At 66.4% G+C, this 14,655-nt stretch carries 18 protein-coding genes and 3 tRNA genes; 6 read left to right on the forward strand and 15 right to left on the reverse strand.

Features of this window, described 5'->3' with window-relative positions:
• Position 1: 1 nt before the first annotated feature.
• The 4 genes from QZ853_RS14255 to QZ853_RS14270 all read right to left on the reverse strand — a co-directional run bounded on the left by QZ853_RS14255 (position 2) and on the right by QZ853_RS14270 (position 1,550).
• Entirely contained in the window at positions 2-334 is a 333-nt protein-coding gene (locus QZ853_RS14255; RefSeq protein ID WP_295574422.1) for an SMR family transporter, read from the reverse strand.
• Positions 335-347: 13 nt separating this feature from the next.
• The gene (locus QZ853_RS14260; protein ID WP_295574424.1) at positions 348-920 is read right to left on the reverse strand and encodes a TetR/AcrR family transcriptional regulator; all 573 of its coding nucleotides are present in this window, start codon (positions 918-920) and stop codon (positions 348-350) included.
• A gap of 99 nt (positions 921-1,019) precedes the next feature.
• The gene (locus QZ853_RS14265; protein WP_295574426.1) at positions 1,020-1,253 is read right to left on the reverse strand and encodes a DUF1653 domain-containing protein; all 234 of its coding nucleotides are present in this window, start codon (positions 1,251-1,253) and stop codon (positions 1,020-1,022) included.
• A gap of 12 nt (positions 1,254-1,265) precedes the next feature.
• Complete coding sequence (locus tag QZ853_RS14270) at positions 1,266-1,550, reverse strand: hypothetical protein (RefSeq protein ID WP_295574429.1); 285 nt, start codon at positions 1,548-1,550, stop codon at positions 1,266-1,268.
• Positions 1,551-1,953: 403 nt separating this feature from the next.
• On the opposite strand from QZ853_RS14270, the gene QZ853_RS14275 reads away from it, so the two are divergent.
• The 3 genes from QZ853_RS14275 to QZ853_RS14285 all read left to right on the forward strand — a co-directional run bounded on the left by QZ853_RS14275 (position 1,954) and on the right by QZ853_RS14285 (position 3,220).
• The gene (locus QZ853_RS14275; protein ID WP_295574431.1) at positions 1,954-2,160 is read left to right on the forward strand and encodes a hypothetical protein; all 207 of its coding nucleotides are present in this window, start codon (positions 1,954-1,956) and stop codon (positions 2,158-2,160) included.
• A gap of 131 nt (positions 2,161-2,291) precedes the next feature.
• On the forward strand, positions 2,292-2,849 hold the full coding sequence (locus QZ853_RS14280; RefSeq protein WP_295574434.1) for a DUF3011 domain-containing protein: 558 nt from the start codon (positions 2,292-2,294) through the stop codon (positions 2,847-2,849).
• 167 nt (positions 2,850-3,016) lie between these two features.
• Complete coding sequence (locus tag QZ853_RS14285) at positions 3,017-3,220, forward strand: hypothetical protein (protein WP_295574437.1); 204 nt, start codon at positions 3,017-3,019, stop codon at positions 3,218-3,220.
• Positions 3,221-3,344: 124 nt separating this feature from the next.
• Here the strand turns inward: QZ853_RS14285 and dxs are convergent, their stop codons facing one another.
• The 7 genes from dxs to QZ853_RS14320 all read right to left on the reverse strand — a co-directional run bounded on the left by dxs (position 3,345) and on the right by QZ853_RS14320 (position 9,824).
• Positions 3,345-5,252 (reverse strand): 1-deoxy-D-xylulose-5-phosphate synthase, encoded by a 1,908-nt coding sequence (gene dxs, locus QZ853_RS14290; protein WP_295574820.1) that lies wholly within the window; start codon positions 5,250-5,252, stop codon positions 3,345-3,347.
• Positions 5,253-5,356: 104 nt separating this feature from the next.
• Positions 5,357-6,022, reverse strand: a complete 666-nt coding sequence (locus QZ853_RS14295; RefSeq protein ID WP_197594548.1) for an HNH endonuclease — start codon at positions 6,020-6,022, stop codon at positions 5,357-5,359.
• A gap of 377 nt (positions 6,023-6,399) precedes the next feature.
• Positions 6,400-8,190, reverse strand: a complete 1,791-nt coding sequence (locus QZ853_RS14300) for an acyl-CoA dehydrogenase C-terminal domain-containing protein (RefSeq protein ID WP_295574440.1) — start codon at positions 8,188-8,190, stop codon at positions 6,400-6,402.
• A gap of 64 nt (positions 8,191-8,254) precedes the next feature.
• Positions 8,255-8,731 carry an LEA type 2 family protein gene (locus QZ853_RS14305; RefSeq protein WP_295574442.1) on the reverse strand — a complete coding sequence of 159 codons (477 nt, stop codon included), beginning with the start codon at positions 8,729-8,731 and terminating at the stop codon, positions 8,255-8,257.
• 166 nt (positions 8,732-8,897) lie between these two features.
• On the reverse strand, positions 8,898-9,449 hold the full coding sequence (locus tag QZ853_RS14310) for a lipocalin family protein (RefSeq protein WP_295574445.1): 552 nt from the start codon (positions 9,447-9,449) through the stop codon (positions 8,898-8,900).
• 150 nt (positions 9,450-9,599) lie between these two features.
• Positions 9,600-9,675: transfer RNA gene (locus QZ853_RS14315), tRNA-Phe, on the reverse strand.
• A 73-nt stretch (positions 9,676-9,748) separates the two neighbouring features.
• Positions 9,749-9,824: transfer RNA gene (locus tag QZ853_RS14320), tRNA-Phe, on the reverse strand.
• A 367-nt stretch (positions 9,825-10,191) separates the two neighbouring features.
• Between QZ853_RS14320 and QZ853_RS14325 the strand changes: the two genes are divergently transcribed.
• Positions 10,192-11,217, forward strand: coding sequence for an NADP-dependent oxidoreductase (locus QZ853_RS14325; RefSeq protein WP_295574448.1), 1,026 nt, complete (start codon positions 10,192-10,194; stop codon positions 11,215-11,217).
• Between the two features lie 61 nt (positions 11,218-11,278).
• On the opposite strand, the gene QZ853_RS14330 is transcribed toward QZ853_RS14325, so the two are convergent.
• Complete coding sequence (locus QZ853_RS14330) at positions 11,279-12,121, reverse strand: methylated-DNA--[protein]-cysteine S-methyltransferase (protein WP_295574451.1); 843 nt, start codon at positions 12,119-12,121, stop codon at positions 11,279-11,281.
• Positions 12,122-12,254: 133 nt separating this feature from the next.
• Between QZ853_RS14330 and QZ853_RS14335 the strand changes: the two genes are divergently transcribed.
• Positions 12,255-13,016, forward strand: a complete 762-nt coding sequence (locus tag QZ853_RS14335; RefSeq protein ID WP_295574453.1) for an SDR family oxidoreductase — start codon at positions 12,255-12,257, stop codon at positions 13,014-13,016.
• 6 nt (positions 13,017-13,022) lie between these two features.
• Here QZ853_RS14335 and QZ853_RS14340 read toward each other — a convergent pair whose 3' ends face one another.
• Entirely contained in the window at positions 13,023-13,508 is a 486-nt protein-coding gene (locus QZ853_RS14340) for a hypothetical protein (RefSeq protein WP_295574456.1), read from the reverse strand.
• A 159-nt stretch (positions 13,509-13,667) separates the two neighbouring features.
• On the opposite strand from QZ853_RS14340, the gene QZ853_RS14345 reads away from it, so the two are divergent.
• A complete protein-coding gene (locus tag QZ853_RS14345) occupies positions 13,668-13,838 on the forward strand; it encodes a hypothetical protein (RefSeq protein WP_295574459.1) in 171 nt (56 codons plus the stop codon).
• 74 nt (positions 13,839-13,912) lie between these two features.
• Here the strand turns inward: QZ853_RS14345 and QZ853_RS14350 are convergent, their stop codons facing one another.
• Both QZ853_RS14350 and QZ853_RS14355 read right to left on the reverse strand, forming a co-directional pair.
• Positions 13,913-14,347 (reverse strand): hypothetical protein, encoded by a 435-nt coding sequence (locus QZ853_RS14350; protein WP_295574461.1) that lies wholly within the window; start codon positions 14,345-14,347, stop codon positions 13,913-13,915.
• 117 nt (positions 14,348-14,464) lie between these two features.
• Positions 14,465-14,540, reverse strand: a tRNA-Ala gene (locus QZ853_RS14355).
• Positions 14,541-14,655 lie beyond the last annotated feature (115 nt).

The following is a 14,655-nucleotide window of genomic DNA, read 5'->3' on the forward strand; positions in this document are numbered from 1 at the left end:
TTCAGTGCGCGCTGCTGCGCGAGAACAGGTTGATCACCAGTACGCCGGCGCAGATCAACCCGATGCCGATCAGGGCCGGCGCATCCAGGCGCTGCTTGAATACCACCAGCCCGATCAGCGAGATCAGTACGATGCCGACCCCGGACCAGATCGCATAGGCGATGCCAGTCGGCACAGACTTCATGGTCATCGACAGCAGGTAGAAGCACAGCCCATAGCCGGCCAGTGCGCCCAGCGTCGGCGCCAGCCGACTCATGCCATCGGAGGCCTTCAGCAGCGAGGTGGCGATCACTTCCAGCACAATGGCTGCCGCGAGACAGGCGTAGGGATTCATCATCGGCTCCGGTTCACGGCGGGTCGCACAGCTTCAGGGCCTGCTCAGCCATCGCGCGTGCATTGAGGCGTTCGTTCTCATCCAGCGGACGCCCGTAGGCGGTGGCCCAGTAGCCGTCGGCGGCACAGCGTGCGGCATACAGCCGTGGATCACCGGCCTCGTCGGGGAACTCGGCCAGCATCGCCCGCTTCCAGTCACGCCAATGCGCGAGCAGGCCAGGTTCCATCAGGTTGCCGAGGGTCAGACCGATGTCGTTCTCCTGTTCCTGTTCCAGCAGGTGCTCGAAATTGGCCTGCACGTAAGCGCGGCTGAAGCAGCCATGGCCGGGCGACAGCTCCTGCAGCAACGCACGCACCCGCGCTTCGAATTCGCCGATGAGGGCGCCGATGGCCGCGTCGACCAGCGCCTGCTTGCTGCTGAAGTGATGGAACAGCGCGCCCTTGCTGACCCCAGCCGCCGTGGCGACGTCCTGCACGGTCAACGCCGCCAGCCCGTGCTGGCCGATGACGTCGATGGTGGCCTGCAGCAGCGACTGGCGCACGCTGCCGGGCGCCTTGCGGCGCGAGCGGGGAGGGGACGCGGACATGATGGGAGGAAACCGACTGGACGGTATGATTGTAGCTCAGGCCCAGTGCCGCGTTGCGCGCTGCGCAGCGGAGCCGGCAGCGTGCGACTCAATCGCCGATCATGCGTCGATGCGGGCGAAGCGCGGTTGCGGGCCGTTTGCGCCCTGCACCTGTTCGATGAACATCGGATACGGACGTACCCAGAGGCCGCCTTCGCCATACAGGGCCCGGTACAGCACCATCGGCTGCAGTGTTTCGCTGCTGCGCACGATACCGATCACTTCGTATTCGCCGCCCTTGAAGTGGCGGTAACGGCCCGGCGCGAGGCTGGGCAGCGGACTCAATTCATCCATGACGGGCGCGCCTCACTTGCGCGCCGGGCTGGCCGGCGTTGAACAGTAGGCACTGATGGCCTCGGCGGTGTTGGCCAGGCCCTGTGCCTGGGCCAGTTCCCACGGGCGTTCGCAGCGCTGGCTGCGCTCGCACCACTGGTAGCCGGCGGAACCGATGCAGCCGTGGGCGTCGCGATCGCTGCCGACCGCCGGCGTGGCCGGCGATGCGGCGGCGGCATCGGCGCGCTTGGCGGCCTGATCCTGGCTCGCACAGGCAGCCAGGAACAGCAGGACGGGAATCAGAAGAAACGCTTTCATCGGGCGGGCTCCGGGCCTAATGCAACAGTGTCGGCCGTGCTTAACCCGGCAGCAAGCGCTCAGTGCATGGCGGCGCGGATCAGTTCCTCGAAGAGGATCACGTAGCTGGCAACGAAGTAGAACTTCAGCAGCATGCCGCGCTGCTGCGAGATGAAGGTGCGCATGTGGAAGGGGCCCCTGTTAGTGACGATAGTGTGAAGCCCTGCTGACTCCGTGACAAGGATCACGAAAATAAATTCATTAAATGGACTCAGGGTTGTGAGGGCAGGAAATCCGATATCACGGCACGGATTTTTCGTACAAGTCTGATAGGCCAACCCGGAAGCGCTCGCTAGCCTGACGGTGTACTGGCGGTTGGGATTCCCAGCCGTCGGAGCATCTTTCCGTCCTGCAGGAGTCTTCCATGGTCATTACCGTGCAATGCAATACCCGGCACTGGTCCGTGCTGGATCCGGCTGCCGATGACGCCATCTTCTATGCGCGAGGCGCGGATGCATTCGATGCCGCTGCCGCACGTGCGTTGGAGCATCACCGTCGTACCGGCCAGCACAGCACCGTGCGGGTCGAGGCGCTGGGCAGCACGATCGACGCGCTGCACATCGGCGGCTGAAGCCCGATCACGTAGCGCAGTCAGCCGCGGTTGATTTGTTTGAATGGGGAAAAACCGCCGTTGCGTGCCCCCCTGTGCGCCGTGCCGCGAATCCCCGATGCTTGCGCCATCGTATTCATCTGGAGATATCGATGGGCAAGGCACCCACCTGGCGCACCCTGGCCTGCACCCTGCTGCCAATGATGGCGGCCGCCGCCGCTGGCGGCGCGCAGGCGCAGAGTTATGGCTACGGGTATGACGATGACCGCTACGGCGGCCGTGAAGGCAGCGGCATTGTGCGCTGTGAGTCGATCAAGAACCGCAGCAATGAGTGCCGCCTCGAGGGCCGGGCGCGGATGATCCGCCAGTTATCCGGGTCGCCGTGCGTGGAAGGAGAGACGTGGGGCCAGTCACGCCATGGCGTCTGGGTCACCCAGGGCTGTCGCGCCGAGTTCGTCGGCGAGTACCGCCGGGGCGGTGGATGGGGCAACGGCGGCTGGGGCAACGGCAATGGCTGGGGTGGTGGTGAGGTGGTGACCTGCCATTCCAATGGGCATCGGCAGGAATACTGCGACGCGCGCATCCGACGCGGCGTGCGCCTGGTCCGCCAGGATTCGCGCAGTGCCTGCATCGAAGGACAGACCTGGGGTTGGGACCGCCGGGGCATCTGGGTCAGCGACGGCTGCCGCGCCCAGTTCCAGGTGAATTGAGGGTTTCAGTCGAAAATCAGAATAATCTGATACAGCTCACATTTTGAACGCCGTATCTTCTGCGACCAGGGGCGCCTGCGGTTGTCCCTGATTCGTCGCGACAACGCGCGCCGCAATCGGCACGCGTGACCCCCACCGTCGATACGCCGCCTCAAGGAGTGAGTCGCATGTTGATCCGCCTGCAATGCGAACAGCGCCAATGGCGCGTACTGCATCCGGACCGGCCGGAGCCGATCGATTTCCGCGACGGCGCGCGCGCTTTCGATTTCGCCGAAACCCTGGCGCGGTTGCATTTTGTCGATACCGGGCAGCGCGCCGCGGTACGCGTGGAAGCCAGTGGCGCCTTCGTGGAGGCGATCAGCTACGGCTGAGGCTTGCCGTGTGCGGCCTCGCCGTTGATGGCATCCACGTATGGCGTGGATGCACCCGTCCAGGATCGATGCGTGTCTTCAGTAGATCCACGCCATGCGTGGATCCTCCGGGTGCCCAACCGCCTCAGCTCGCTGCGCTGAGCGGCGGTGTGCCTGCGGCAAGCTGCGGCCAGCGCTTCAGCACCGCCGCGCGGATGCCCGCAGCGTCGATTCCGGCCTCCGCCAGCAGGTCCTCGCGGCTGGCGTGGTGCTGGTAGCTGTCAGGCAGGCCGAGATGCAGGATCGGGCGCAGCACGCCTTCGGCATTGAGCAGTTCGCCGACGCCAGAGCCGGCGCCTCCGGCCACCACGTTGTCTTCGATCGTCACCAGCCCGTCGTGCTGGGCGGCCGTGGCCAGCACCAGTTCGCGATCCAGTGGCTTGATGAAACGCATGTTGACCACGCTCAGGCCAAGTTCGCGACCGACCTGCTCGGCGGCGGCCACGGTGCTGCCAAAGGCGAGCAGGGCAATGCGGCTGCCCTGCAGGCGCACTTCGCCCTTGCCGATCGGCAGGGTGGACAGGTCGCTGCCGGCGTCCACGCCGGTGCCGCTGCCGCGCGGGTAGCGCACCGCAGCCGGGCCCGGGTGCTGCAGGCCGGTGCTGAGCATCTGCCGGCACTCGGCTTCATTGGACGGCGCCATCACCACCAGGTTGGGCACGCAGCGCAGGAAGCTCAGGTCGAGGTTGCCGGCGTGGGTCGCACCGTCCGGGCCGACCACGCCGGCGCGGTCGATCGCGAACAGCACGTCCAGGTCCTGGATCGCCACGTCATGCACCAGTTGGTCATACGCGCGCTGCAGGAAGGTGGAGTAGATCGCCACCACCGGCTTGCCACCCTGGGTGGCCATGCCGGCGGCGAGGGTGACCGCGTGCTGTTCGGCGATCGCCACGTCGAAATAGCGCTGCGGATACTCCTTGCTGAAACGCACCAGGCCGGAGCCTTCGCGCATTGCCGGGGTGATGCCATACAGGCGCGGCTCGGCGGCGGCGGCATCGCACAGCCAGTCGCTGAACACATCGGTGTAGGTCGGCTTCTTGGCGCCGGCCTTGGCCACCAGGCCCTTGTCCGGGTCGAACGGGCCCACCGCGTGGTAACCGATCTGGTCACCCTCGGCTGGCTCGTAGCCCTTGCCCTTGGTGGTCATCACGTGCAGCAGCTTCGGCCCCTTGGAGGCGCGCAGCGTCTTCAGCGTGGACAGCAGGGCGGGCATGTCGTGGCCGTCGATCGGGCCTGTGTAGTGGAAGCCCATTTCCTCGAACATCGTGGACGGCACGAACATGCCCTTCCAGTGTTCTTCCCAGCGCTTCACGAAGCGCGCCGGGTTGTTCTTCTTGTCGCCGAGGATCTTCTTGCCGCCTTCGCGCAGCGCATTGAGCGTGCGGCTGCCGGTGGCGCGGCCGAGCATCTTGGTCAACCCTCCGACCGCCTCGGAGATCGACATGTTGTTGTCGTTGAGGATCACCAGCAGGTTCGGTTCCGGCTCCATGCCGCCGGCGTGCATCAGCGCCTCGAAGGCCATGCCGGCGGTCATCGCGCCGTCACCGATCACCGCCACCACCTTGCGGTCGTCGCCTTCGGACTGGCGGGCGATGGCCATGCCGAGCGCGGCCGAGATCGAAGTCGAGGAGTGGCCGACGCCGAAGGTGTCGTACTCGCTCTCTTCGCGCTTGGGGAACGGCGCGACGCCGTCCTTCTGCTTGACGGTGTGGATCTCGTCGCGGCGACCGGTGAGGATCTTGTGCGGATAGGTCTGGTGGCCGACGTCCCAGACCAACTGGTCATGCGGCGTCTGGTACAGGTAGTGGAGCGCCACGGTCAGTTCGATCACGCCCAGGCCGGCAGCGAAATGGCCGCCGCTCTTGCCCACCGATTCGATGAGGTAGGCGCGCAGTTCGTCGGCGACCGCCCTCAATTCGGATTCGTCGAACGTGCGCAGGTCATCCGGTGTCTGGATGCGCGCGAGGCGGGGATAGCGGGCAGAGTCGATCATCATGTTCGCACTTTTTCTGAACGCCCATTTTCGCCCTCAAACGGGGGTGGGGCAAGCAAACGCCGCCGTCCGTGACAGGACGGTGAGGGTTGCATTTTCGTCGTTCAGGTGCTCAGTTTCGAACGCTTCGGCAACTGTGCCTTCAGGAAGGCCATCTGGTCGGCCAGGATGTTGCGGTTGGACAGGATCAGATGCTCGATCCAGCTGGGCCGGTAGGGCACCGCCAGCAGGGGCATTCCGGCCTGCTGCGGGGTGCGGTCGCTCTTGCGTGAATTGCAGTGGAAGCAGGCGGTGACCACGTTTTCCCAGCAGTCCAGACCGCCCTTGGACAGCGGCATGACGTGGTCGCGGGTGAGCGTGGGGCGGCTGAACTGCTGGCCGCAGTACATGCACAGATGCGCATCGCGGGCGAACAGGGCCGGGTTGGTCAGGTTCGGCGTGGGGTCGATCGCGCGCGAGCGGGCATGGCCGCGTGCGGCGATGATCGGGTGCAGGTCCATCCCGCTCTGCAGGCCGCTGAAGCGGTTGGTGCCGCCATGGATGTGCAGGCAGGGGTCGCCGAGTGTCCAGGCGACGGCTTCGCGGGCGTAGAGACAGGCCGCATCCTGCCAGGTGATCCAGTCCAGTACACGTCCGTGGGCATCCAGCGAGAGCAGCCGGACCGAGCCGGGGCGATGCAGCGTCGTGGCGTTGGGCGATGCCTCGGCGCCCGGAGCAGAAATCGGAGCTCCGGCTTCGATCAGACCCAAGCGTGTAGTGTCTGTCTCCATCGGGAGAACAGCTTATACCTGAATTGTTGCGTTTTGGGTATCGCCACCTGGGCAACACCCCAAAACGCAACAATTCAGGTCCGCGCATTCCTCCTGATCCCCGCGCCTTTGGCGCGCCCCCTTTAACAAAAGGGGCTCTTCTCCAGGTGGATTCTGGGTGTTGCCATCCACGCGTGGCGTGGATCTCTACCGGAAAAGTGTCGAGGGCGGGGTGGGTCCGGTTGCGGGGGCGTGAGCCGCGTGGATGCGGCGATCGAGGCTACAAGGACGTACCTGCGCCGTCCCCCGCAATCGGAGCCGCCCTGCCGCCCCGCAGGAAGCCAGCTGTTGCTTTAGCTCCAGCCCTGGCTTCTGAGGGTGCCGGGCGGCAGTCCGGCTCAGGCGCCGAAGCGCTCGTCGTCCATCGCCATCAGCGGGGCGGCGCCGGCCTGGATGGCGGCGGCGTGGCTGAGCGTGCGCGGCAGCACGCGGGCGAAGTAGAAGCGTGCGGTCTCGCGCTTGCCTTGGGCGAAGGCGGCGCCGTGCGCGCTGGCATCGGCGGCGGCCACGCTGCGGGCCCACCAGTACGCCAGCACCACGTAACCCGAATAGAACAGGTAGTCGTAGCTGGCCGCGCCCAGTTCGTCCGGGTTGGCGGCCGCGCGCTGCAGCACGTCCAGGGTCAGCTTGCCCCATTCGGCGGCCTTGGCGCGCAGCGGGCCGATGAACTCAGCCAGCGCTTCGTTGCCTTCGTGTTCCTTGGCGAAGGCTTCGATCTCGGCCAGCATCAGCTTCAGGCCGGCGCCCTGGCTGGACGCGGTCTTGCGGCCGATCAGGTCCAGTGCCTGGATGCCGGTGGTGCCTTCATACAGGGTGGTGATGCGGGCATCGCGGGCCAACTGCTCCATGCCATGCTCGCGGATGTAGCCGTGGCCACCGAAGCACTGCAGGGCGTTGTAGGTGTTCTCGATGCCCCATTCGGTCTGGCAGGCCTTCGAGATTGGCGTGAGGAAGCTGACGAGGGTGTCGGCGCGCTCGCGCTCGGCGGCGTCCTCGGCGTGGTGGGCGACGTCGATCAGGGTGGCGGCGTGCAGGGCCAGCAGGCGACTGCCCTCGACCAGCGACTTCACCGTCAGCAGCATGCGGCGCACATCCGGGTGGACCAGGATCGGGTCGGCCGGCTTGTCCGGGAACTTTGCGCCGCTCAGGGCGCGCGACTGCAGGCGCTCACGGCTGTACTTCAGCGCGTTCTGGTAGGCGCGCTCGGACAGGCCGATACCCTGCAGGCCAACGCCCAGGCGAGCGGTGTTCATCATGGTGAACATTGCCTGCAGGCCCTTGTGCGGCTGGCCGACCAGGTAGCCCTGCGCACCGTCGAAGTTCATCACGCAGGTGACCGAACCCTTGATGCCCATCTTGTGCTCGATCGAGCCGCAGCGCAGTGCATTGCGCTCGCCGACGTTGCCGTCGCGGTCGACCTTGAACTTGGGGGTCACGAACAGCGAAATACCCTTGGCGCCCGGAGGGGCGTCAGGCAGCTTGGCCAGCACCAGGTGCACGATGTTTTCAGTCAGGTCGTGCTCGCCGGCGGTGATGAAGATCTTGGTGCCGGTGATCGCGTAGCTGCCGTCGGCGGTCGGCTCGGCCTTGGTCTTCAGCAGGCCCAGGTCGGTGCCGCAGTGTGGCTCGGTCAGGCACATGGTGCCGGTCCAGCGGCCCTCGATCAGTGGCTTCAGGAAGGCCTCGTGCTGCCAGGCTTCGCCGTGCTGCTTCAGCGCTTCGATGGCGCCGTGCGAGAGCAGCGGGAAATTGCCCCAGGCCAGGTTGGCGGCGTTGATCATTTCGTTGAGCGGCACGCCCAGCGTATGCGGCAGGCCTTGGCCGCCCAGTTCCGGCGAAGCGGTCAGGCCGGTCCAGCCGCCATCGACGAACTGGTCGTACGCCTGCTTGAAGCCCGGCGGCGTGGTCACTTCACCGGTGGCCTGGTCGAGCACGCAGCCGATCTCGTCGCCAACACTGTTGAGCGGGGCCAGGACGGTGGCGCTGAAGCGGCCGGCTTCTTCCAGCACGGCATCGACCACGTCGGCGGTGGCGTCGGTGAAGCCCAGGCGAGCGAACAGGGGTTCGACCTTGAGCACGTCGTGCAGGGCGAAACGGAGATCGGAAAGCGGGGCGGTGTAGCTGCTCATCGGAACGTCTCGATTGGATCAGTGACAAGGGAAGCGGCGGTGATGCCGCAACGGAAAGCGGAACTCAGCGCAGCACGCCGGGCAGGCCCGGAGCCTGGTTGAGGGTGCTGCGGCTGCTGATGTCGAAGCTGCGCTGTTTCTTTTCCTGCGGCGTGGCGGCCACCGAGCCCTTCAGGCCGTAGGCGAGGGTGCGGTTGCTGGCCAGTGCGTCGGCCACCACCAGGCGTGCGGCCGAGCTGGGTACCAGGTCGACATTGATGACGTCGGCGGAGGTGCCGCCGATGGAGATGCCAGGCTTGGCCTGCAGGGTGCCGGCTGCGCTGTCGCCGACGGTCAGTGCCAGCGAGACATCATCGAAGGTCATCGGCATGGAGCTGTAGTTCTGCAGGCGCAGGGCCACGGTCCAGTTGCCATCGGCACGCACGGTCAGCTGCTGCAGGCTGGCCGCCGGTTCCGAAACACGCTTGACGATGCCGTTGCCGCAGGCGGCAAGGGCGAGGGTGCTCAGGACGATCAAGGCGATACGGAAGCGGTGGAGCATGGGCGCAAGTCCTCTCAGGGGGTGCGTTGGATTAAGCATACTACGGCGTATGGTGATTTGGATCGCCTGTGGCGAGTCGCCGCAGAGGGTAGCGCGTGAAGATGGCGGCCGGGCATGCGCGGTGCCGGATCAGCGGCTGCGCACAGCGCGCCGATCGGGTTGCGGTTCACTCCGCAGGTGTATCGCGCAGCGGCGCCATCAACCGTAGCGGGCCGAGGTCATAGCCCATCGCTTCGGCCTTGTCCTTCAGTTGCTCGAAGCGGGCGCGATCCATCTCCGGCAGGCGCGAGAGGATCCACAGGTACTTGCGGCCGGGCTCGCCCACCAGTGCCCACTGGTAGTCCGGGTCCAGCGCCAGCACCCAGTAGTCGGCCCAGACCAGAGGAACCCAGCTCAGCCAGTCCGGCACGAAGCGCACCTGCAGTTGTCCGGGGTGGCCGGCTACCGGCCGTGCCACGCCCTCGGCCACCAAGCGTTCACCCTCGGCGTTGCGGCAGGCATTGGTGACGCTGATGCGGCCATCGCGGCGCAGCCCATAGTTGGCGGTGATGTCGCCGACGCATTGCTTCTGGAACGACACCGGCAGGTGCGCGATCTCGTGCCATTGGCCTGCATAGCGGTCGATGTCCAGGGTGTCGATTGCACGCAACGGTTCGGCGGCGACCACCGGGGCGGCGACCAGCAGCAGGCAGGCGAGCAGGGTGGGGCGCAGTTGCATCGGCAGGCTCCAGGCAGGAGTCTGGAGCGTAGGTGCGGGGCTGCGTGCGGCGTGTAAATGTTTCGTCAAACGCGGCCGCGCGCCCCTGACAAGCGCGGATGGCAAAGCGCGGGCAAAAAAAAGACCCGCATTTCTGCAGGTCCTTGAAGATGGTGGCCGAAGACGGAATCGAACCGCCGACACGGGGATTTTCAATCCCCTGCTCTACCAACTGAGCTACTCGGCCAAATTGTGCGGAGACCGCGATGGATGCGGTCTTCCGGAAAAAAAAGACCCGCATTTCTGCAGGCCTTCGAAAGTGGTGGCCGAAGACGGAATCGAACCGCCGACACGGGGATTTTCAATCCCCTGCTCTACCAACTGAGCTACTCGGCCACATGTTTCGTTGCAGCGAGGTCGCTGCCAAGGAGGCGTATATTACGTAGGTCGGTTGTCTTCGGCAAGGGTTTTGCCAAGAATTCTTCACATTGCCGTCTGCGCACCCGCAAGTGCTTGATCCTCCGTCGCGGGGCAGGGTGGGAAGGACCTGGAATCGATCCGGGCGCCGTGGCGTGATCCTGATCATCCCCTGTGGCGGAAATCAGCGGGCCGCGATGATCGGCAATGCTGCAGCAGCAAGGCCTGTATCGGAGCCGTGCCAAGGCGAGCGATGGAACGCTGTTTTCGCGGCCGCTGCCGGCGGTCGATGCGGCGTAGTGTCGGCATTCCTATCCTGATGCTGGCAACAGCAGAGCCGGTCACCATGTCCGATTCCCCCGTCACCTCCCGCATCGTGCTGGCGTCGCGTCCGCAGGGGGCGCCGAGTGCGGCGAACTTCCGCTTGGAACAGGCAGCGTTGCCGGCACTGGCCGATGGCGAGGTGCTGCTGCGCAACCGCTACCTGTCGCTGGACCCGTATATGCGTGGCCGCATGGACGAGGGGCCGTCGTACGCCGCGCCGGTGGCGGTGGGCGCGGTGATGGAAGGCCAGACCGTGGCCGAGGTGCTGCAGTCCAATGCCGAGGGCGTGGCCGCAGGTGAGCTGGTGCTGGCGCCGGGTGGCTGGCAGACCCACGCGGTGCTGCCGGCCAAGGCCCTGGGGCGTCGCCTCGAGCCAGCCGGATTGCCGCTGAGCACGGCGCTGGGCGTGTATGGCATGCCAGGGTTCACTGCGTATTCCAGCCTGCATGAGATCGCCCGCCTGAGGCCGGGCGAGACGCTGGTGGTCGCTGCCGCGACCGGTCCGGTGGGCGCAACCGTCGCGCAGCTGGCAAAGCTGCAGGGCGCGCGCGTGGTCGCCATCGCCGGTGGCGAAGCCAAGCGTGCCTACCTGCACACGCTGGGCATGGACGTGGCGCTGGATCATCGCGCGGTCGACTTTGCCGAACAGCTGCGCGCAGCGGTGCCCGGTGGCATCGACGTGTATTTCGAGAACGTGGGCGGCCACGTGCTGGACGCGGTGCTGCCACTGCTCAACGACTTCGCCCGCATTCCCGTGTGCGGCACCATCGCCACCTACAACGTGCGCGGTGTTGAACAGCCCGGGCCGGACCGGCTGCCGGCCTTGTTCAGCCAGATCCTGCGTCAACGCCTGACCGTGCGCGGTTTCATCGTGCACGACTTCAACCATCTGTGGCCGGACTTCGAACGCGAGATGCCGCAGTGGCTGCGCGAGGGGCGCATCCAGTACCGCGAGGATGTGGTGCAGGGGCTGGAGAACGCACCGGAGGCGTTCTTCGGGCTGCTGAAGGGGCACAACTTCGGCAAGCTGGTGGTGAAGCTGGATTGAGTGTTCGCCGGGCATGGCCCGACGCTACCGCTGGGCACGCCGGCCAGGTTCGGCGCCCACTTCAGGCAGGCGAGGCTTTTTCCCGGCGCAGCAGTTCGCGCTTGCGCGCCACGCCCCAGGCGTAGCCGGACAGGTCGCCGTCGCGGCGCACCACGCGGTGGCAGGGCACTGCCACCGCCAGCGGATTGCTCGCGCACGCCCGCGCCACGGCACGGCTTGAACGGGGCGCGCCGATGCGCGCGGCGATGTCGGCATACGAGGCGGTCTGCCCACGAGGAATCTGCTGCAGGGCCTGCCACACGCGCTGCTGGAAGGCGGTGCCACGGATGTCCAGCGGTAGCGTCGCGCCACGGGTGGGATCCTCGACCAGGCCCACCACCTGCGCCACCAGGTGTTCATAGCCGCTGTCGGCACCGATCAGTTCGGCCTTGCGGAAACGCTGTTGCAGTGACTGCAGCAGCGCTTCCGGATCATCGCCGAGCAGGATCGCGACGACACCGGTTGCGCTGTTGGCCACCAGCACGCTGCCCAGCGAACTTTCGGCGATGGCGAAGTGGATGACCTCGCCGCGACCACCCGTGCGCCATTGCTTCGGCGTCATGCCCAGCAGCCGCGGCGCGTTTTCGTAGAAGCGCCCGCTGGAACCGAAGCCGGCATCGTGGAAGGCGTCGGTGATGCGTTCCGACTGCTGCAGTCCGGTGCGCAGGCGGTCAGCGCGCAGGGCCGCGGCGTACTGCTTCGGGGTCAGCCCCGTGGCCTGCTTGAACAAGCGATGCAGCCGGGTCGGGCTGCAGCCGGCGAGGTCGGCCAGTTCCTGCAGCGAGGGCTCGTCCAGGCTGGCTTGCAGGTGGCGGCAGACCCGCTCGACGCGGGCATCAAGGGTGGGGGAGGCAGTGCTGTCCATGGGCGGATTCTGGCACGGGCCGGTTCTGCGGAAACTCCGTTTCCTGTACCTGCTCGCGAGGCCTGGAAACGGAGTGTCGGCGCGGTCACGGCGCGGCATCGTGGCAGCCCTTTCATCGCCAGGAGAGCGCAACATGCGCCTGAACAACAAGATCGCCCTCATCACCGGTGCCAGCGCCGGCATTGGCCGCGCCAGTGCGCTGCGCTTCGCTGCCGAAGGTGCAAAGCTGGTGCTCAACGCACGGCGGCTGCAACCGCTGCAGGCGCTGGCCGAGCAGATCCGTGCCGCCGGCGGCGAGGTCGTGGTGCATGCTGCCGACGTGGCCGAGCCGGGCACGGCGCAGGCGCTGGTCGATCTGGCCCAGCAGTCATTCGGAGGCTTGGACATCGCGCTCAACAATGCCGGCATGCTCGGCCCGGGCGTACCGGCGGCGGAGTTCCCGGTGGACGCCTGGCGCGAAGTGATGGCGACCAATCTGGATGCCGCTTTCCACGCCGCACGCGCGCAGCTGCCGGCATTACTGGCACGCGGCGGTGGCTCGCTGGTATTTGTCGGCACCTTTGTTGGCCATACCGTGGGCTTCCCGGGCATGGCCGCCTACGCGTCGAGCAAGGCCGGGCTGATCGGCCTGAGCCAGGTGATCGCCGCCGAATACGGGTCGCAGGGCGTGCGCAGCAACGTGCTGTTGCCCGGTGGCACCGATACCGAAATGGGGCGTCAGGCCGCACCCACCGGCGATGCGCGTGATTTCGTTCGGTCGCTGCACGCACTGAAGCGGATGGCCGAGCCGGAGGAGATCGCCAGCGCGGCGCTGTTCCTGGCCAGTGATGAGAGCAGTTTCGTTACCGGTACCGCGATGCGCGTGGAGGGTGGAGTGTCGATCACCCGTACCTGAGCGGGGTCAGGACCGTGGCGCGTAGCGGATACCGCTGCTGGCCATGAAGCCCTTCGGATCGAAACGAGCCCAGGCTTCGCGCCAGTCGAACCGGGCGCGGCCCCCCGCCAGCTTGCGGCCCAGTGCCGCGCCCAGCGTGCGTTTCATGAACGCGACTTCGGCGTCGATCGCCGCTTGGGTCGGCCAGCCGTCCTGCAGTGCTGCGCCGGGCAGGTCGACGCCCATTGTCACCATCTCGAGCTGCTGCCCGTGGAAACACAGGCTGATCCCGGCAGGCGTGCCGCCGAGGCTGAGCCGGTGCAGGCTGAGCCAGACGTAGCCGGTGCCGACATCGCGCTCGCCATGCATCAGCGTGGCGAAGGCGGCACGCGCCTCATCCTGTGACAGGGTGGGGCTGATCACTGTCGGCAGGTTGCCGAGCCGGATGCTGCCGTCGGCCGGATCGAGCAGCATCGGCACGGCGTGTGCTGCGTGCTGGGCAGAAGAGGGCATGGCGTACCGGTGGGCGTGGTGCCTCGGATTCTGGCTGCGCGTGGCTGCGGCGGCAAGCCAGAACCTGCACATGACGTTGGCGCAGGACTGACCTGCGGCTTACCCGGCAACCTCTAGCGTGGTGGCGACGTTGGCCTGCCGCCGACGAGGGAGTTTTCGATGAACGAGCGAGACAAGGATCAGGACCCGAAGCAGGGCATCCAGGAAAGCCGTCAGGACAGGAAGCAGGACGATGTGGCCAAGCAGCGGCCCGGGCAGGCCGATCAACAGGTGCGCGATGCGCACTCGCGCAGTCCGCGGCGCAAGGACTGCGGCGAAAATCCAGAATGAACCGGTCCCTGCAATCACGCTGGATATCAATGCGCCGGTTCCGGTACATCGGGGAACCGCCATCGCCTGCCGGGTCAGAGTGCGGTCTGAGTGATCTGGTAAGTACCGTCACGGGTGAAACCAAGTCGCAGCTTCATGGTGCTGCCGGCCACAACGTCGAAACCTGCCTCGCGAAGGTGGGCGGTCCGGCTGACGATGCCGCACACGCCGGTGCCTGCAGGGCCGGCTCCCAGGATGTGCTTGCCGGAGGGAACATGCAGCGTCATGGTCTGCCCATTGTCGACATTTGCCGCCACTTTTCCGTCGACGTAGAAGGCGACAGGGCACTTGGATCCAGACAGGCCAACATCCCGGGTTACTACGACCGCTCCGGTATCGGCTGCGGGCTGGGCGTACGCGAAGATCTGGCTGGCCGGAACGGGCTTGGCCATTTCTGTCGCGATGGGGCGGGTGGCCGAGCATCCGGCAAGCACAGTGGCGATGGCGACAGCTGCAACAATTCCCTTCATGAGTGCTCCTGAAGTGGCGACGGCATGCCGTGGTGGCCTTTCACTGCATTATCACGAGCGCGACGCCAAACAAAAAGCCCCAAGTAGGCTCTCGGGGCTTTTTGCATTCCTAGGTGGTGGTGGAGCCAAGGAGGATCGAACTCCTGACCTCGTCATTGCGAACGACGCGCTCTCCCAGCTGAGCTATGGCCCCACGGCAGGGCTTCAGTGTAGCCAAGTGGCTGCGCGTTGCCAAGCCGACCCAGGATGTGCCGGGCGAGGTGGCGTGAGGACGTGCAACTGTGCCGAAATCGCCCGGTCAGCCGGGC

The sequence above is a fragment of the uncultured Stenotrophomonas sp. genome (genome assembly GCF_913778665.1).
GTDB lineage: Bacteria > Pseudomonadota > Gammaproteobacteria > Xanthomonadales > Xanthomonadaceae > Stenotrophomonas.